This is a genomic window from Erythrobacter sp. SD-21 (genome assembly GCF_000181515.1).
In the GTDB taxonomy this organism is placed as follows: domain Bacteria; phylum Pseudomonadota; class Alphaproteobacteria; order Sphingomonadales; family Sphingomonadaceae; genus Qipengyuania.
In genome coordinates this window covers 163,505-181,188 of record NZ_ABCG01000003.1, presented here as the reverse complement: position 1 = coordinate 181,188, position 17,684 = coordinate 163,505, and the positions used below count along the sequence as shown (strand labels likewise).

At 62.3% G+C, this 17,684-nt stretch carries 18 protein-coding genes, 1 tRNA gene, 1 pseudogene and 1 riboswitch; of the genes and pseudogenes, 6 read left to right on the top strand and 14 right to left on the bottom strand.

Features of this window, described 5'->3' with window-relative positions; genetic code table 11:
• Window positions 1-2: 2 nt before the first annotated feature.
• Complete coding sequence (locus tag ED21_RS06920) at window positions 3-215, bottom strand: cold-shock protein (RefSeq protein WP_006833145.1); 213 nt, start codon at window positions 213-215, stop codon at window positions 3-5.
• A gap of 224 nt (window positions 216-439) precedes the next feature.
• Entirely contained in the window at window positions 440-763 is a 324-nt protein-coding gene (locus ED21_RS06915) for a hypothetical protein (RefSeq protein ID WP_198005826.1), read from the bottom strand.
• A gap of 94 nt (window positions 764-857) precedes the next feature.
• Here ED21_RS06915 and ED21_RS06910 point away from each other — a divergent pair, with 94 nt between their 5' ends.
• Both ED21_RS06910 and ED21_RS15910 read left to right on the top strand, forming a co-directional pair.
• The gene (locus ED21_RS06910; RefSeq protein WP_006833143.1) at window positions 858-1,325 is read left to right on the top strand and encodes a YaiI/YqxD family protein; all 468 of its coding nucleotides are present in this window, start codon (window positions 858-860) and stop codon (window positions 1,323-1,325) included.
• Window positions 1,326-1,428: 103 nt separating this feature from the next.
• On the top strand, window positions 1,429-1,560 hold the full coding sequence (locus ED21_RS15910) for a hypothetical protein (RefSeq protein WP_255347525.1): 132 nt from the start codon (window positions 1,429-1,431) through the stop codon (window positions 1,558-1,560).
• Between the two features lie 6 nt (window positions 1,561-1,566).
• Here the strand turns inward: ED21_RS15910 and ED21_RS06905 are convergent, their stop codons facing one another.
• A complete protein-coding gene (locus ED21_RS06905) occupies window positions 1,567-1,746 on the bottom strand; it encodes a hypothetical protein (protein ID WP_006833141.1) in 180 nt (59 codons plus the stop codon).
• Between the two features lie 62 nt (window positions 1,747-1,808).
• A complete protein-coding gene (locus ED21_RS06900) occupies window positions 1,809-2,099 on the bottom strand; it encodes a hypothetical protein (protein WP_006833140.1) in 291 nt (96 codons plus the stop codon).
• Window positions 2,100-2,294: 195 nt separating this feature from the next.
• On the opposite strand from ED21_RS06900, the gene ED21_RS06895 reads away from it, so the two are divergent.
• Window positions 2,295-2,915, top strand: a complete 621-nt coding sequence (locus ED21_RS06895; protein WP_006833139.1) for a DUF2726 domain-containing protein — start codon at window positions 2,295-2,297, stop codon at window positions 2,913-2,915.
• Window positions 2,916-3,166: 251 nt separating this feature from the next.
• On the opposite strand, the gene ED21_RS15350 is transcribed toward ED21_RS06895, so the two are convergent.
• The 9 genes and pseudogenes from ED21_RS15350 to ED21_RS06860 all read right to left on the bottom strand — a co-directional run bounded on the left by ED21_RS15350 (window position 3,167) and on the right by ED21_RS06860 (window position 13,785).
• On the bottom strand, window positions 3,167-4,219 hold the full coding sequence (locus ED21_RS15350; protein ID WP_156787370.1) for a hypothetical protein: 1,053 nt from the start codon (window positions 4,217-4,219) through the stop codon (window positions 3,167-3,169).
• Window positions 4,220-4,378: 159 nt separating this feature from the next.
• A complete protein-coding gene (thiC, locus tag ED21_RS06885) occupies window positions 4,379-6,289 on the bottom strand; it encodes a phosphomethylpyrimidine synthase ThiC (RefSeq protein WP_006833135.1) in 1,911 nt (636 codons plus the stop codon).
• A gap of 35 nt (window positions 6,290-6,324) precedes the next feature.
• A riboswitch (TPP riboswitch) is annotated at window positions 6,325-6,433 on the bottom strand.
• 119 nt (window positions 6,434-6,552) lie between these two features.
• The gene (locus ED21_RS06880) at window positions 6,553-8,199 is read right to left on the bottom strand and encodes a calcium-binding protein (protein WP_006833134.1); all 1,647 of its coding nucleotides are present in this window, start codon (window positions 8,197-8,199) and stop codon (window positions 6,553-6,555) included.
• A 290-nt stretch (window positions 8,200-8,489) separates the two neighbouring features.
• Window positions 8,490-9,086: a TetR/AcrR family transcriptional regulator gene (locus tag ED21_RS14690; RefSeq protein WP_198005825.1), complete on the bottom strand. Its 597-nt coding sequence runs from the start codon at window positions 9,084-9,086 to the stop codon at window positions 8,490-8,492.
• 203 nt (window positions 9,087-9,289) lie between these two features.
• A complete protein-coding gene (locus ED21_RS14685; protein ID WP_006833131.1) occupies window positions 9,290-12,172 on the bottom strand; it encodes a M10 family metallopeptidase C-terminal domain-containing protein in 2,883 nt (960 codons plus the stop codon).
• A gap of 330 nt (window positions 12,173-12,502) precedes the next feature.
• The gene (locus ED21_RS14680) at window positions 12,503-12,772 is read right to left on the bottom strand and encodes a hypothetical protein (RefSeq protein ID WP_050784731.1); all 270 of its coding nucleotides are present in this window, start codon (window positions 12,770-12,772) and stop codon (window positions 12,503-12,505) included.
• On the bottom strand, window positions 12,693-13,406 hold the full coding sequence (locus ED21_RS06865; RefSeq protein ID WP_369765685.1) for a calcium-binding protein: 714 nt from the start codon (window positions 13,404-13,406) through the stop codon (window positions 12,693-12,695). The genes ED21_RS14680 and ED21_RS06865 overlap by 80 nt, the downstream gene beginning before the upstream one ends.
• 16 nt (window positions 13,407-13,422) lie before the next feature.
• Window positions 13,423-13,476, bottom strand: a pseudogene (locus ED21_RS15775) (hypothetical protein); the annotation flags it as partial.
• 235 nt (window positions 13,477-13,711) lie between these two features.
• Window positions 13,712-13,785 (bottom strand) — tRNA-Gln (locus ED21_RS06860).
• 191 nt (window positions 13,786-13,976) lie between these two features.
• Here ED21_RS06860 and ED21_RS06855 point away from each other — a divergent pair.
• Window positions 13,977-15,212 carry a Ppx/GppA phosphatase family protein gene (locus ED21_RS06855; protein ID WP_006833128.1) on the top strand — a complete coding sequence of 412 codons (1,236 nt, stop codon included), beginning with the start codon at window positions 13,977-13,979 and terminating at the stop codon, window positions 15,210-15,212.
• Window positions 15,209-15,868, top strand: a complete 660-nt coding sequence (locus ED21_RS06850; protein WP_006833127.1) for an RlmE family RNA methyltransferase — start codon at window positions 15,209-15,211, stop codon at window positions 15,866-15,868. Before ED21_RS06855 ends, ED21_RS06850 begins: the two co-directional genes overlap by 4 nt.
• A gap of 73 nt (window positions 15,869-15,941) precedes the next feature.
• Here ED21_RS06850 and ED21_RS06845 read toward each other — a convergent pair whose 3' ends face one another.
• On the bottom strand, window positions 15,942-16,649 hold the full coding sequence (locus ED21_RS06845; protein WP_006833126.1) for a cytochrome c family protein: 708 nt from the start codon (window positions 16,647-16,649) through the stop codon (window positions 15,942-15,944).
• Window positions 16,650-16,783: 134 nt separating this feature from the next.
• Here ED21_RS06845 and ED21_RS06840 point away from each other — a divergent pair, with 134 nt between their 5' ends.
• Window positions 16,784-17,677 (top strand): prephenate dehydratase, encoded by an 894-nt coding sequence (locus ED21_RS06840; RefSeq protein ID WP_006833125.1) that lies wholly within the window; start codon window positions 16,784-16,786, stop codon window positions 17,675-17,677.
• Window positions 17,678-17,684: the final 7 nt, after the last annotated feature.

The window sequence follows — 17,684 nt, the reverse complement described above, 5'->3', positions numbered from 1 at the left end:
TGTCAGTCGGCAGCCGAGATGTTCACGGCGCTTTCCTTGCCGTTGCGTCCCTGCTCGACTTCGTAGTTGAGGCGCTGTTCCTTATCGAGCGTCTGCATGCCGGCGGCCTGCACGGCGCTGATGTGAACGAAGCTGTCGGCCGAACCATCGTCGGGCTGGATGAAGCCATAGCCCTTGTCGGAGTTGAAGAATTTTACGGTGCCGGTCTTGGCCATGTGATGTTCCTTTCGAGAACAAGTGATTGCCGCGCCGCGACATGCGGGGCGGGTATGCAAAAAGTCGTCCGAAGAAAGGAAATCGTCGCCTGGTTTACGCCGGGGCCGGTGAGCGAATGCTCGGGCAAGCGGCGGTCTTCAAATCTCGACATCCGTCGCAAATTCCGACGTCAGCGAGCGCGCTCTAGCACGGCTTTCCCCGATCACCTAACCTATTCGCGGATTCAGCCTTCCGCGATGCGCCGATGCTCGTCCACCGACCGTTTCATCTCGGCCGCCTGCAGGTGCAGCGCGGTGGAGGACAGCCGGATCTCGCGGCTCTGCTGGTAGAAGCCGAGCACCAGCCACAGGAAGGCCAGCGGGCTCGACACGCCGCCCAGGAAATCGCCCAGTTCGTTGAGCCTGAGGTCGGCCGGGTTCTGCCCCTGCACCGCCAGGTAAACGACCAGACCGGCAAGATACAGCGCCGTCAGCGCCAGCCCGATCAGCGGCAGGCGACGCCGTTCGCGCTTGTCGTCGAGAACGGTGGTGGGTTCGGTTGTCGGCATGATGCGGCTCCCCATGGCTGTGCGGAAGCAAGGCCTAGGCGGTGCGCCCGAAAAATCCAAACCCCGCATGTGAATTTGCGCTATCGCCCGCGCAATGAACCCATCCGCCGATACCCCCGTCACCATCCTCGTCGACGCCGATGCCTGCCCGGTGAAGGAAGAGGTCTATCGCGTGGCGAGCCGCCGCAAGGCACACGTCCGCGTGGTCAGCAACAGCCCTTTCCGCGTGCCGGTGAGCGAGCGGGTGAAGCGCGTGGTGGTCTCGGACGGCTTCGATGCTGCGGATGACTGGATCGCGGAAAACGCGGGACAGCGAAGCGTGGTCATCACCGCCGACATCCTGCTGGCCGAACGCTGCCTCAAGGCAGGCGCGACGGTGCTGCGCCACGACGGCAAGAGCTTCGACGCCGCCAGCATCGGCAGCGCCATCGCCACCCGCGCGATCATGGAAGACCTGCGCGCCGGGATGGACGGAGTTGGTGGCGGCCCGCCGCCGTTCAGCAAGACGGATCGGTCGAACTTCCTGCAGGCGCTGGACCGGGTGCTGGTGAGGATGGAGTGAGGGTGAAACCGGCCGGACCGGAGCCACCCGCCGGTTTCGCTATCTATTCCCTGCAATCGGCCCATAGTGCGGCCGGGGCATTCCGCTCCGATTGGAAAAGACCATGGCCAAGGGCCAGCAGAAGAAGAGCCGCGAGAACCGCAAACCCAAGCAGGAAAAGGTGAAGACCAACGCTTCCAACCCCAGCACCAAGCCCGGCGCGATCAAGGGGCTGGAGAATATGCGTAACGACTAGGCGGCTTCAGCCTTCTTCGCGCTCGACCGGCGGCTGCTGCTTCTTTGCCTTGTGCTCCGCCAGCAGCCGGTCGATCTCGGCAATGCGCAAGCGCTCGGGCGTGTCGCGCTTCAATCCCTTGAGGCGGCATTCGCCCCACAGCTTGCGGCGTTCGGATTCGAGGTTCTTGCGGTAGAGATCGGCCATGCGCCGCTATGGGCGCTGGCGCCTTGAAAAGCCAGCACCCGGAAAGCCAGCGGTGCCGGGACTTACCGACTCAGGCGCTCGCGATTGGCGCGAACGGGCCTACTGTAATGCGCAATGGCGCGGCCTGTCGCTTCCTCCGCCGACTGGCCGAGGCCGCCCACGAGGACTTCGGGGACGAGGGTCATGGCGGCGTTAATCTTCTCGCCCACCATCCGCTCCGCCTCGCGCGTCGCCAGCCTGCCGCCCGTCATCATCCGCAAGCTGCGCAGCCAGATCACCGCCGACATTTCCGCCCCCAGCATCCACCCCTCGATCGCGAGTTCGGGCCAGGTTTTTGTGGGGGTCTTGGTCATGGGAGATACTCCGGCAACGAGATGCTGCACTGCAACAACGGTGGGAGGGGTGGTTGGTTGCGGGGGAGGCGGCGAAGAAGTGGCGATTCTACCCGAGTAGGAAAATCAAAAGGTTTTCCCGATAATTGGGGCAGCAAAGCCAATGTAGGCTGCTAAGCGGAGGCCCAAGTGTTCGAGACTCTATTCAAAGGTGCAATGACCAGTCAGGTCGTCATGATCGGACTCATGGCCCTTGTCGTCTTTCTTGTTGTCGAATGGAGCAAGGCCGGAAAGAAGAACAGCAACCGCAGGCGCAAAAACAACAATCGCCGCTACAACCGCAAAGGCGGGGGAGCCGATAACTCCAAGCTTTCGAGTGCTGCGAACCAGCTCGAAATCGTCATGGCTGCCGACTTCAAGCCGCGCCCGCTGCTCAATCGGCCGGAAGCCTCTGTTTTCAAAGCGCTTGACGATGCGGTGATCGGTCGTAATCCGCGTTGGCAGGTGATGGCGCAAGTGTCGCTGGGCGAATTTCTTTCCTCACCCGACCGCAATGCCTATGGGTGCGTCAATTCCAAACGCGTCGATTTCGCCCTGATGGACGAAAACTGCCGCGTGGTTCACGCTATCGAATATCAAGGCACAGGCCACCATCAGGGCAGCGCCGCCGCACGCGATGCCGTAAAGAAAGAGGCGCTGCGCAAGGCTGGTATTGGCTATCACGAAGTCGTCGCGGGCCACACCACGCCAAGCGAAGTGCGGGCTCTTGTTGAGAAGCTGGTTCCGGCAGGAGCTGGCACTGGTCCTGTCGCGCAGTTCGGTCGCAAGGCAAGCTGAGCCATAGCGCCGCCTCGCGCGATGCGGTGAAGAAGGAAGCCCGTCCTCAAGCAGCGCAGCGATAGGTCGAAAAGCGCGCGAGGCGGGCATCGGCTATCACGAGATCGTCGCCGGCCACACCACGCCGAGCGAACTCAGGGCGCTGGTGGAGAAGCTGGTTCCGGCGAAACGATGATATTTTTCAAGGTATCTCAAACTCTTGAAAGCATGTCATACATAAGTTTATCGAAAGATGGGCCAAAAGGTTCGAATTACCATAGCGCCCTGTCCCCTCCTCTTGGATAAATCGTTACACCATTGTCTTGATCGCAAGCGTAGGTGCCGGAATAACGGTAAACAACTTCCGATTTACCCTCGCGTTCCAACAAGCCATTGACCAACACGCACACTTTCTCTGGCTGCCACGCAGTCCAATCAAACTCGCGCAGATCATCTTTAGCCAACAAGCTTTTGAAGATGTACTCGTTTTCGTAGACCCCTCGAGTTTGGCTCGAGCTAATAGCAAGTAGTCGCCCATTTGAACCGCCGGGGTCGTAAAAGTACAAACGGTCTATTAGATTTGGGGTGCCAGAGTGCCGATATTCGGTCTCAAAATCGAGTTGATAGAATAGATAGATTGTTCGCGGCTGCCTTCTCCACTTTTTGACATGAATGTCAAAATATGTGTACTCAAGAAAACCGCCCCAAGACTGCCGGTTTTCATCGAACTCATCAAACTTAACCCATATCTCTTCGCCAAGAACCAACATATTTAGCTGATCTACTAAGAACACGTGGTGAGCAACTAGGGATTTTCCAGTCTTTTCAGCGTAAATGTTCTCATGGTTTTGAGCCAATTCTTCAATAAGGTTTAGTGCCTCAGCTGATCCAGAGCCAATCGCCGCCACTTTACCAAAGAGGTCTGATTCACTTAGTTCTATCGATAATGGCTTGAAGAATGCTAGTTCGACTGCGCCACATTCACGCACTCTAGGTAGATATGCGATCGCGTTAAGGTGCCCCTTCGGATAGCCTCCCGCACGTTCAGAAAGGCCCCTTAGAGGTCTTTCGCCGGTCCCATCGCCAACCAATACATCTGCGTATTGTAAGAAGTCTGCGATGGCTGTGACTCGACCTGCGCAAGCAACTGCCGCAACGTCATTGATGATTTCTGTTTTGCGAGCGAGAAACTTGCGACAACCTTTGAGTTCGTTGCGTCCCGGCAATTGCTCGAAGAGCGATCCGTGTTCACTAGTCACTTGCGTGTCCGTTACCAGCAAAGGCATACAAAAGGCATCAGGAGATATGCCAATACAGACCGTCATTCTCACCTCGATTGATCAATAGCCCACGTGGGCGAGAAGCCGTACCCCTCCGGCAACTACAACTTCTCGCCTTTCTCCCGGTACACCTCGCTCATTTATGCTTTGCACGTCTCCGCGCTCCGGGGGAGCGCTCCGACTCCCCCCATACCCTAGCGCTCTTCAGTCCACTTCCTCTTCGGGCAGATAGAGCCGCTCGCCCTTCTCTTTGTAGCGACGGGACATCTCTTCCATGCCTTCCTCGGCGTTCTCTCGCGCTTCGAGCGGTGTCTCGCGCTTGATGTTCTCGCTCGCAAGGTAGCTGTCCGAGTTCTGCTTGGCGGCGAAATCGCGCACTTCCTGCGTGATCTTCATCGAGCAGAATTTCGGGCCGCACATGGAGCAGAAATGCGCGGTCTTGGCGCCTTCTGCGGGGAGGGTCTGGTCGTGATATTGCTCGGCCGTGTCGGGGTCGAGGCTGAGGTTGAATTGGTCGCGCCAGCGGAATTCGAAGCGGGCCTTGCTCAGCGCATCGTCGCGGACCTTGGCGGCCGGGTGGCCCTTGGCGAGGTCGGCGGCGTGGGCGGCGAGCTTGTAGGTCACCACGCCCACCTTCACATCGTCGCGGTCGGGCAGGCCGAGGTGTTCCTTGGGCGTGACGTAGCAGAGCATGGCGGTGCCGTACCAGCCGATCTGCGCCGCGCCGATGCCGCTGGTGATGTGGTCGTAACCCGGCGCGATATCGGTGACGAGCGGGCCGAGCGTGTAGAAGGGCGCTTCGCCGCAGGCTTCCAGCTGCTTGTCCATGTTCTCCTTGATCTTGTGCATCGGCACGTGGCCGGGGCCTTCGATCATCACCTGCACGTCCTGTTCCCAGGCGCGCTTGGTCAGCTCGCCAAGCGTGTAGAGCTCGGCGAACTGGGCTTCGTCATTGGCGTCGGCGATGGAGCCGGGGCGCAGGCCGTCGCCCAGCGAATAGGCGATGTCATAGGCTTTGCAGATTTCGGTGATGTCGTCGAAATGTTCGTAGAGGAAGCTCTCCTTGTGGTGGGAGAGGCACCATTTCGCCATGATCGAGCCGCCGCGCGACACGATGCCGGTGACGCGCTTGGCGGTCATGGGCACATAGGGCAGGCGCACGCCGGCGTGGATGGTGAAATAGTCGACGCCCTGTTCGGCCTGTTCGATCAGCGTGTCGCGGAAGATCTCCCAGGTCAGGTCCTCGGCAATGCCGCCGACCTTTTCCAGCGCCTGGTAGATCGGCACGGTGCCGATGGGGACGGGGCTGTTGCGGATGATCCATTCGCGCGTGTCGTGGATGTTGCGGCCCGTCGAAAGGTCCATGACGGTGTCCGCGCCCCAGCGGATCGACCAGACCATCTTGTCGACCTCGCTCGCCACGTCGGAGGCCACTGCGGAGTTGCCGATGTTGGCGTTGATCTTGACGAGGAAATTGCGCCCGATCGCCATCGGCTCGGTTTCGGGGTGGTTGATGTTGGAGGGGATGATCGCACGGCCCCGCGCCACCTCGTCACGGACGAATTCGGGGGTGACGTAATCGGGCAGTTCGGCGCCCCAGGGCTGGCCATCGTTGCGCGCGGTGAGGCGGGCGGCTTCCTCGCGCAGCATCTCGCGGCCGAGGTTCTCGCGTTCCGCCACATATTCCATTTCGGGCGTGATGATGCCGCGGCGGGCGTAGTGCATCTGGCTGACGTTCATGCCCGGCTTGGCGCGCAGGACGCGCTGGGCGACATTGGGGAAGCCGGGGACGCCGCCCGAACGGTCGGGGCCGAGCTGGCCGTTGTCTTCGGGCTTCACTTCGCGCGCGTCGTATTCCTCGACATCGCCGCGGGCGACGATCCATTCCCGGCGCTTCTGTTCGAGGCCCTTGCGAATGTCGATCGTCGCTTGCGGATCGGTGTAGGGGCCGGAGGTGTCGTAAACGCGCACGCTGGGCTCGCCGCCTTCGAGATCGATCTCGCGCATGGCGACCTGCACGCCGCTGCCGGACTTCGCGCCAACATGGACCTTGCGGCTGCCGCGAATGGGTCCGGTGGTAACGCCGATGTCGAATTTGCTGTTGATGTCGGCCATGCGTGCTCTCTCCATGAGGCGGAGGAAGAGCGGGTTTGCGCGCGCCGCTCCACTCCCTCCGCCGATGCTAATCGGTTCAGGTTCGACGGGTCGGAGGGTGCGAGACCTCCCTCTCAGCCAGCGCTGGCTCCCCGGGGATGGCCAGCGGTGTAGGCGCATTGCGCGCGAGCGTCCAGCGGGGAAGAACGACTCACACCCGGATAAGGAAAAGGGGCGCCTCCCACTGGAAACGCCCCTGCATGCGACGGGTTGTGGGCGAGGCCTCAGCCGATCTGCATTCCGGCCATGGCAATCGCAGCCTGCAATGCGCCCGCATCCGCGGCCGAAGCGCTTGCGGCGTTGTCGAAGATATAGATGTCGCTCGCGGCCAAGCCGGTACCCGCACCCAGATTGGCCATCAGCACCTGGTCCTCCCCGCCTGCCCCGTCATTGTCGAAGAACAGGTTCCCGGTCGCCTGGTCGTAGATGAAGATATCGTCCGCATCGATCGCCTTGCTACCAAGATGGAAGAACTCCTCGGGCAAGGCCCCGCCGGTGAGAAAACCGAAGTACAGCGCGCCGAATTCGAGGAAGTCCTCGCCGCTGGTGAAATCGGTGATGGTATCGACATCACCGTTCCGCGCGACGAACTCCCAGTAGAAGATGTCCGCGCCCGCATTTCCGGACATCTCGTCACTGCCGCGTCCGCCGGTGATCAGGTCGCTGCCCGCCCCGCCGACGATCCGGTCGTTGCCTGCGCCGCCATAGAGATCGTCGTCGCCATTGCCGCCACCCAGGAAATCCGCCCCGCGATCGCCGAAGAGCGTGTCGTCGCCGTCCTCGCCGAAGAGCGAATCGTTGCCGTCGCCGCCGGACAATTCGTCATTGCCGACGCCGCCATACAGCGCGTCGAGACCGGTTTGGCTGAGCAGCACATCGTTGCCGAAGCCGCCAATCAGGAAGTCGTCGCCGATACCGCCGTCGATCGCGTCATGACCGTAGCCGCCGTCGATGCGGTCGTCGCCCTGTTCGCCGGTGAGAATGTCGTCCTGGGATTCGCCATAGATCTCGTCCGCGCCGAAGCCGCCGAAGACCACGTCGATACCCGTACCACCATAGATCTGGTCGGCTCCGTCCCCGCCGTAGATGGTGTCGTCGCCGTTGAAGCCCGCGAGGAAATCGTCGCCATCCCCGCCATCGAGATAATCATCGCCGATATTGCCATAGAGGCTGTCGGCATCGAGCCCGCCTTCGAGGATGTCGTTGCCCGTACCGCCATCGAGGAAGTCGATGCCGGTGCCGCCGGAAATCACGTCGTCGCCGAAATTGCCGTAGAGGTCGTCGTGCCCCGCCTCGCCCGACAGCGTATCGTGGTCGTCGCCGCCATAGAGTTCGTCGTCATCGGCCCCGCCCCACAGCACATCCACACCGGCATCGCCGCGCAGGATATCCGCGCCGGGCCCGCCTTCGAGCCAGTCGCCATGCATGCCGCCCCACAGCGTGTCGGCACCGTTCCCGCCGTAGAGTTCGTCCGCGCCGTTGCCGCCGACAAGGAAGTCGTTGCCGTTCTGGCCCAGCAGCAGATCGTCGCCATTCTGACCGGCAAGCAGATCCCAACCATAACCGCCGCGCAGGATGTCATTGCCATTGCCGCCGAAAATATCGTCGTCGCCGTCTTCCCCGAACAGGAGGTCCCAGCCAAAACCGCCGTAGATCGTGTCGAATCCGGTTCCGCCATAGATGATGTCGCTGCCGTCGTCGCCGAAGAGGATGTCGTCGCCCGCGTCGCCATAGACGAGATCCTGACCTGCGCCGGCATAGACTTCGTCGTCACCGCCAAAGGCTTCGATCAGATCGTCGTAATAGGTGCCGTAGATCACCTCTGCGAAGTCGCTGCCGATGAGGGCCTGGTACAAGGGTTTTTCCGTCATGAGTTTCTCCTGCGAGGCGTCCTGAACTGTTGGTCAGAACCTGCGGCTACGATCCTGAATTCGCCCTGAAATGACGGTTCAGGAAACGACGAAAGGGACGCATGCCTTACGGCAGCGCCCCTTTCTCATGCTCATGATCGGCAATCAGATCAGCGGGAAATCGGCCCCGGCCCAGCCCCATTCGGGTGTTGACGCAAATGCGTATTTTCGTTGATTCTCTCGACTGTGTCCATGGAATTTGCACTTGACGCACGTGCATTTTATGCGTGCGAATTAGGAACCTTGTCCTGTTAATCTGAGGTCCCGGCACCTTCTGAAATATTTCCGCGCAAGGCCTTAAGCCCGTTGCTGACAACATTGCCTAGCGCTTCTCCATACTCATCAAGTTCACCCGAAAGCCGCCCCTGTCGATGCGCGCGGGCGAGCAGGTCGACCGGGCCGAGAAAGCTGGCTTGGAAGAAGGCGGGCGGCAGTATTGGAAGAGCGCCGTTGGCGAAATGTTCGGCGGCCCACTGGATTACGGGGGCTTCTTCCTTCGATGCCACCTCGAGCCAAACATCGACATTGTGTCGCATCCACTCACCATCGATAAATTCGGCGATTAGCCGCTCGTAACGCACCGGATTCTTCGCTTGGTACGTCAGGGCTGCACGGGTCCCGGCGGCGAAGGCATCGCAGGGATCACCTTTGTGCCCGATGATCGCATCGGCGATCACATGGAGGTATTTTCCGCGCTCTTCGCGGAAAAGCTCGCGAACGATGCCTTCCTTCGAGCCGAAGTGATGGAACACGCTGCCGTTGGACACGCCGGAACGCTCGCAGATCTGCTTCAGGGAAACCTGTTCATGCCCATGCTCGACAATGAGCTCACGCGCCGCCTTGAGCACGTTTGCGCGCGTTGTCCGGCTTCGTTCCTGCACCATCGGGCGAGGTCTGGCACAGTTGCCAACCGCTGTCACTCTAGAAGGCAAATCCAGTTTTCGGGGGACTATCGCGGGTAATCTTCCGCGCACAAACGAATTGGGCGCCGGCAGCGCCGACGCCCGTCCCCATTCGTTTGCGAACACTTCCTGTCGGAGCAGGACCGCACCTAGAAGAAGATACCGTCCGATGCGGTCAGGTCGACCAGGCCGATGGCCGGTGCTTCGGTGACCAATGCCTTGGGCGAATAGGTCGGCGACGAACCGGTCGCGTAGAAGTCCGCATGCGACAGTTCGGTACCGGCCTCGACTTGGGCGAAGAGCACCTGCTCGCCCGCACCCGTGCCGTCGGCGTCGTACCAGATGTTGCCGGTCGCCTTGTCGTAGATGATCCGGTCGCCCGCATCCGCGGCTTGGGTGCCTTCGGTGAAGGCCGACTGCCACAGCGTGCCGAACCGGATTTCGGTAAAGGCCGGGCGCAGCAGTTCGATCAGGTCGACGCCGCTTTCGAAGTCGGTGATCGTGTCGAAACCGGCGTAGTTGTTGAAGACGAAGACGTCCGCGCCGCCGCCGCCGGTTAGCAGGTCGTTGCCCTGTTCGCCGTTGATGCGGTCGTCGTGAAGGCCGCCGTCGATGATGTCGTCACCGTCGCCGCCCCACAGGATGTCGGTGCCGCGACCGCCGAACATGGTGTCGTTGCCTTCCTTCCCGTTGAGAAAGTCGTGCGCACCGCCGCCGTCCATCCAGTCGTTGCCTGTACCGCCCGTCAGCTGGTCGTTACCCCAGCCTGCGATGAGCACGTCGTCACCGTCGCCGCCGCGCAGCTTGTCCCAGCCATGGTCGTCTCCACCGAGCAAGGTGTCGTTGCCGCGGCCCCCGACCATTACGTCGCTGCCGAGGCCGCCCTCCATGTGGTTGTTGCCGTCCCAGGCCATGACGAAATCATCGCCCGCGCCGCCGAACATCTGGTCGTTGCCCGGTCCGCCGAAGATCTTGTCGAAGCCCGAGCCGCCGAGGATCACGTCGTCGCCGGCGTTGCCGAAGATGCGATTGAAGCCCGAAACGGCGCTCAGCAAGTCGTTGCCGTTATTGCCGTAGATGAGGTCGTCGCCCTCGCCGCCTTCGACGGTGTCGTTGCCGCCCAGGCCGCGGATCGTATCGTTCCCCGCGAGGCCCTGGATAAGGTTCGCGACATCGTTGCCGCGCACGAAATCGTTGCCCGAGCCGCCGATGGCGTTCTCGATCACGGTGCCGGCAGCGATCGAGACATTGCCAGTCATCCCGCCGACATTCATCAGGCGGCCCGAAACAAGGTTGATGACCTGGCTCTGGGCGTGCTGCGAATAATCCAGCGTATCGACCCCGGCGCTGTCGACGACCGTATAGGCCGCATTGGTGGTCACCGCCGCATCGTAGAGATCGCCGGCGGTGGAATTGAAGCCATAGGTGTCGTCGCCCGTGCGGGTTTCGGTCGGCGCGCCGTAGATCGCCTGGATCGCGGCAACGTCGGCCATCATCGGAGTGATGGCATCGAAGCTCGAATAGCCCTGCGAGGCGAGCAGGACGTTCGACGAATTGTCGAAGCCCGACATCACCGTCAGCATGTTGCTGTCGTTGAGATAGACGAGGTCGTGTGCGCGGTAGGACACGTACTGGCCGTTGTTGTACTGGCCCGCGTGGCCGAGGCCGAGCGCGAAGCCGACTTCCTGCATCACCACCTGGTAGGCGCGCGTTTCCGAGGCGAAGCCGGGGGTGGCCGGATCGATGGTCACGGTGGCGCTTTCGATGAAGCCACCGACGCGCGTCACCGAGGCATCGTTCTCGGCACCGGTGACGAACTGCATCGCGCCGCCCGCTGCCTCGACGAAAGTAATCCCGGCCGCATCGCCCCAGGCCGCCAGCGAGACACGCACCGTGTCGTGCAACGAAGTATCGAGGCCGGAGAGGTCGAAGGTGATGGTGCGCGAGGCGTCGAGCGCCCAGCCGCCCGCCTGCTGGCCCATATCGTCGAACCAGCGCGAGGAGAGATATTCGCTGATCTGGTCGACGCTGCCTTCCACGGCGTTGTGCGACAGCGACGCGGTGAGCGAGTAGCTCCCCGTCGCCACGCCGTCGAACCCGCTGACCTCGACGTAATAGGTGCCGGTCGCTTCCGCCGCGAAATCGACGAAGGAATAGAGATCGGTGCCGTTGTCGTCATTGGTGAGCAGCGCGTTGCCGTCGGCATCGTAGATGGTGATGACGGTGTCGTTGGCGGCTGCGCCCCATCCGGCTGCGGTCGAGAAGGAGATTGCCTGTCCCAGCGAGATATCGAAGGCGAACCAGTCGCTGTCCCCAGCGTAATCGAGCTGGCTTTCCAGCGTCTCGCCGGCCGCGATCGTGCCCGTCGTGTCCACTCCGGCCGAAAAGGCGTCGTTGAGGTCGATCTCGTTCATCGAGACCTCGTAGGAACCCCTGTCGCCCTGGTAACCGAGGACGGACACGTAATAGGTGCCGTCGGCTTCCGCGCTGTGGAGCAGGGTCGAGAAGGCGCCGTTGTTGGAATCGTCATTGCCGGCAACCAGATTGCCGTCGGCGTCGTACAGTGCGAGGACGGTGTCGCCGATCGAGCCGGTGTCACCGGCGCTGGTGGCGAACTGGTAGCTCGTACCTGCCGTCAGTTCGACGGCGAACCAGTCGACGTCGGTGCGGGTGTCGATCGCACTGGCAACGGTTTCGCCACTTGCAAGGATGCCGGTGGTGGTCGCATCGCCCGCCTGGGCGTCAGCACTGGCACCGTTGCCATTACCATTGCCGTTTCCGTTCGACGAACCGGAAGAATTGCCGGTTGCCCCGCTTCCGGCATTGCCGTTGGTCGCGCCGTTGCCGTTCTCGCCCGCACGACCGTTGTCGGCGCCATTGCCGCCAGCGTTGCTCGAGCCGTTCCCGTTGCCGTTGCCGTTGCCGTTGCCGTTGCCGTTGCCGTTGCCGTTGCCGTTGCCGTTGCCGCCACCATTGCCATTGGCAGGATCAAGTGCGCTCTCGTCGAACGGCTTGTAGTCCTTCTGTGCCATCTGCGTCTTCCCGTCCGTAAAAGGCAGGGGCCGGCACATGCGCACCATGAATGGCCCCCAACCATGGATTTCGTCACGCTGGGTTATGGCCTCCAAACGTTAACGAGGGACTACGTATTTCCCGAAAAATGCGAAAAATCACATGTTATTTCACGGTATTACGTCGAATTATGGTTAACAGGGAATTGCGGGGCCCTAAACTGTTAACGACCCGGGGATAGCTGCCCACCCGATTCGCTTACGACGGGAATCGAAAACGGGCGACGCTCCCTGGAAAGGAACGGCGCCCGCGCTTCGGTCGGGGAGGCGCTGCGCCTCACCCTGTCCGGGTCACACCATAAAGATGTCCCAGACGGCGAGGTCCTGGATCGGCTCGATGACCGGCTCACTCACCTTGGCCGGCTCCGAGGCCTGTCCGCCACCAGAGAAGATACCGGTGTATTCGAGCACTGTACCTTTGCCGAGATTGGCGACGAGGATCTGTTCGCCCTCGCCGTTCCCGTCGGCATCGAAATAAAGATTACCGGTGGTTTGGTCGTAGATAATCCTGTCGTCGGCATCGTCGGCTTCGGTGCCCAGCTGGAAGTTCGGCATCGCCATACAAATAGTCGCTGTCGTTGCCGCCGAAGATCACATCATCGCCATCGCCGGCAATGATATAGTCGTAGCCGGCCCCGCCTTCGATGCGGTCGTTGCCCTCTTCGCCGAGCAGTGTGTCATGCCCGTCCCCGCCATACACGGTGTCGTCGTTCTCACCGGCGTAGACGAGGTCGTTGCCCGATCCCGCATACAGCCAGTCGATGCCGTCTGCGCCAACCAGTTCGTCGTTGTCGTCGCCGCCATAGACGCTGTCGTCGCCATCTTCGCCGTCGATGACATCGTCATCCTCGCCGCCGAACATGCGGTCGTTCCCGAGACCGCCGTAGAGGAAATCGAAGCCCGCAAAGCCGAGGACGAGATCGTTGCCGTTATCGCCCGACAGATTGTCGATCCCGTCACCGCCATAGAGCTTGTCGTCGCCCTCGCCGCCGGTGGCGGTGTCGTCGCCTTCCTCACCGGAGACGAAGTCGGTCCCCCAGCCGCCGCTCAGGATATCGTTGCCGGTGCCGCCATAAAGGAAGTCGTTGCCACCGTCGCGGTTGAGGCGATCGTTGTCTTCCTGGCCGTAGAGCGTATCGGCATCCGCGCCGCCGTACGAGACCGCCGTAGATCGTGTCGGCACCCGCGCCGCCATCGATATGGTCTTGGCCCGCATAGCCCGAGATCGTGTCGTCACCTTCGGTGCCGACAATCTCGTCGGCCATTCCCGATCCGGGCAGTTCCTGGCGAAGGACCTTGTCCTCCGGCAAGTACGACTTGTTCTTTTTCACGGTCGAGACCCCTTGGTTTCGTCCGGGGGCCTCTTTCGCGGCGAAAGGTAAAAACTTGCCGTCCTGAATCGGGATATTTTGTGGATTCCGTATTCCCGCCGACACCTGCTGCACATGCCATGGCACGCCGGTCATGAACGGGCGTGGCGAGTTGGCAGCGAGGGAAAAGTGGATGCCCCGTGAGGATTCGAACCTCAATTGACGGAGTCAGAGTCCGTAGTCTTACCATTAGACGACGGGGCATCAGCCATGCGGCAACTCGCGAGAATCGTCTCGCCGTCGCAAGAGAGGCCGCGCATCTAGTTTCGTGCGCGCACAAGGTCAACCCCAAGCCAGTCATGCACGCTTGCCCCTTCGCCCTTCCGCCGCTAGCATCGGTAACAGGTCCCCGCGCGAGGTGGTTTTGCGCGGGAGGAATAACGAAAGATATCCCCATGGCGGAACAGTCTCCGCCGGACATGAAACGGGGGCACGGAAAACCAAGGGGCGGCACGTCCGGCAAGGTAGCCGATTTCCGCTACAAGCGCCCCTCCCGGCCCGACAAGCGCCCCAAGAACAAGGGCGCGCGCATCGGCTCGGCTTCGCACGACGCGAAAGCGCCCGGTGCCCGACCCTCCGTAATCCAGAGCGCAAATGTGACGCCGATCCCGCGTGGCCGCAAACAGGCCTATGCCGCGCTTGATCTCGGCACCAACAATTGTCGCCTTCTGATCGCGCGACCTTCGGGCGAGAATTTCACCGTGATCGACGCCTTCAGCCGTGTCGTGCGCCTCGGCGAAGGACTGGCGGCAAGCGGCCGCCTCTCGGACGAGTCGATGGACCGCACGCTGGCGGCCTTGCACGTCTGCGCCGAAAAGCTGCGTCGCCGGCACGTCCACCTTGCCCGTTCGGTCGCGACCGAAGCCTGCCGCCGCGCCTCCAATGGCGAGGCGTTCATCGAACGGGTGCGCCGCGAGACAGGCATCGTGCTCGATATCATCTCAGCCCAGGAAGAAGCGCGCCTCGCCGTCTTGGGGTGCCACATCCTGCTGGAAGACGGCGAAGGCCCGGCGGTCATCTTCGATATCGGCGGCGGTTCGACGGAGCTGGTGCTGGTCGAACCGAGCGGCGCGGTCCCGCGCATCATCGACTGGATGAGCGTCCCCTGGGGTGTGGTGTCGCTGACCGATACCGTGACAGGCTCTGACGACAGCGAGGACGAGCGGCTCGACCGCTACCGCCGGATGCGCAAGACAGTGCGCGACAGTTTCAAGCCCTTTGCCGAGCGAGTGCGCGAGTTCGCCAAAGGCCCACACCCGATCCGCCTGCTCGGCACCAGCGGCACGGTCACTACGCTCGCCAGCCTCCATCTCGAACTGCCGCAATACGACCGGCAGGCAGTCGACGGGCTCATTCTTCCCGCGCAGGCGATGCGCGACATCTCGGTCCGGCTCAGCCATATGAGCGGGGTGGACCGCCGCAAGCTTCCCTGCATCGGGGATGATCGCGCCAACCTCGTAGTGGCCGGCTGCGCGATCTTGGAAAGCATCCTCGATATCTGGCCTTCGGAAACGCTGGGCGTGGCCGACCGCGGCATACGCGAGGGCATATTGCGCAGCCTGATGGCTGCCGATGCGACAGGCGATCGCAGCCGCGCCGCGCTCCAACGCATGAAGGAACAGGACGTATGAGCCGTTCGGGGAAGGACAAGGACACGCGTGTCCGCACGGCGAAGAAGCGGTCGGAATCGTCTACCCGCTGGCTGCAGCGCCAGCTCAACGATCCCTATGTGAAACAGGCCAAGGCGGACGGCTATCGCAGCCGCGCGGCCTACAAGCTGATCGAGATGGACGAGAAGTTCGGCCTGCTGAAAGGCGCCAGCCGGATCGTCGACCTCGGCATCACGCCGGGCGGTTGGAGCCAGGTGGCGCGCAAGGTGCGGCCCAAGGCCACCGTTGTCGGCATCGACCTGCTCGAGACCGAGCCGATCGAGGGCGTCACCATCTTCCAGATGGACTTCATGGACGACGACGCGCCGCGGGTGCTGGAAGAGGCGCTGGGCGGCAAGGCCGACCTCGTGATGAGCGACATGGCGGCCAACACCGTCGGCCACAAGCAGACCGACCATTTGCGCACCATGGGCCTCGTCGAGGCGGCGGCCTGGTTCGCGGTCGAGAACCTCGATACGGGCGGGACCTTCCTGGCCAAGGTTCTTGCCGGAGGGACCGACAAGGACCTGCTCGATCTGCTCAAGAAGCACTTCAAGACGGTCAAGCACGCCAAGCCTCCCGCCAGCCGCAAAGGCTCGAGCGAGTGGTATGTCATCGCGCAAGGGTTCAAGGGTTAGGGCCCCCCTCCTCGTCAGGCACAAAAAACCCCGCTCGAAGGCGGGGTTTTTCAATCGCGATAGCTCGAGAAGATCAGTCGATCTTGGTCGCACCTTCGTTGTCGCCGGCCGCGTTTTCGCTGGGAACCGGCTGGTCTGCGCTCATGCCGGTGGCCGCTTCGGGACCTTCTACCGGAACCCCTTCGACAGGTCCCGGACCGGCGCCGGGGAAGTCCTCGCCTTCACCCGTTTCCACTTCCGGAGCAGCCGGTTCGGGCTTGGCCGGAGCGCCGCCATAGGTGGACAGGAATTCCATCACGTTGGCGCGGTCTTCCGGCTTGGAGAGACCGGCAAAGCTCATCTTGGTGCCGCTGGCAAAGGCGCGCGGGCTCTTGAGCCATGCGTCCATGTTTTCCCAGGTCCACTGGCCGCCGTGATCCGCCAGAGCCGAAGAGTAAGCGAAACCGGCCGCGCCGCCGCCGACAGCTTTACCCATGATCCCGTAAAGATTTGGGCCGATGCCGTTTGCGCCGCCCTGGTCGATCGTGTGGCAGGCGGTGCACTTGGCGAAGACCTTTTCGCCCGCAGCCGCATCGGCGCTGGCGAGCAGCGTGCCGAGATCGGGCCCCGCATCTGCGTCGCCTTCTTCTTCCGCGCCTTCCACGAAATAGCCCCAGTCCTGGCCTTCGGGATATTCATGGCTGTCGGCGTGGAAATACATACCCGAGCCGATCGAAGCGCCGAGCGCGACGATGCCGGCGAAAAGAACCCAGCCGGAAGCGGTATTGAAACGGTCGTCCATTGCGTGTGTGCCTGCGAGAATCCGTGTGGTCTGATGGTTGCGCGTCGCTCTAGTGCGACAGGCCTTTTCGCGCAAGTGCACAACTGGCAATAGAGCTTGCGGGGCGGGAATTCGTCGCTAACACAGCCGTTTCCATGCGTACCTTTGCCAAGCCCGCCGTCGATATGGTCGACACCATGCGCCGCGCCGCCGCGGCCGATCCTGCGCGCGCTATCGCCTTCGGAGGTGCGCCCGGCTCCAATTCGCACCAGGCCGCGATGCAGTTCGACCCCGAATGCCTGCCGCTGCCCTATCTCGGCTTCGAGGATGCCCTCGACGCGGTGAAGAGCGGCAAGGCAGGCTGCGCAATGATCCCGATCGAAAACAGCCAGCACGGCCGTGTCTCGGACATCCATTTCCTGCTGCCCGAAAGTGGCCTCGCAATCGTGGCCGAACATTTCATGCGCATTACCCACGCGCTGATGGCCACCGGGCCGGGTCCGTTCGAGGCGGCCTACAGCCACCCGCAGGCGCTCGGCCAGTCGCGCGAATTCCTCCAGCAGCGCGGCATCGTCGCCCTTGCCCATGCCGATACGGCCGGGGCGGCGGCTTATATCGCGGAATTGCGCGATCCCAAATTCTGCGCCATCGCCCCGCCCATGGCGGCCGAGCTTTACGGTCTCGATATCGTGGAAGAGGCGGTCGAGGACGCCGCCGACAACACCACGCGCTTCGTCGTGCTGGCGAAGGAGCAGCGCGATCCGGCGCTTATCGAGGCGGCGACGAAGATGACGACCTTCATCTTCGAGGTGAAGAACGTGCCCGCCGCGCTCTACAAGGCGCTGGGCTGTTTTGCGACCAATGGCGTCAATATGACCAAGCTGGAGAGCTACCAGAAGGGCGCCAGCTTCGCCGCTACGCGGTTCTATGCCGATATCGAAGGCGCGCCAGGCGATCCGGGCGTCGATAGCGCGCTGGAGGAGCTCGTCTTTCAGACCAACGATGTACGGTTGCTCGGCAGCTATGCGCAGGCCCGCAAGCGGGGCTAGGCCGCGG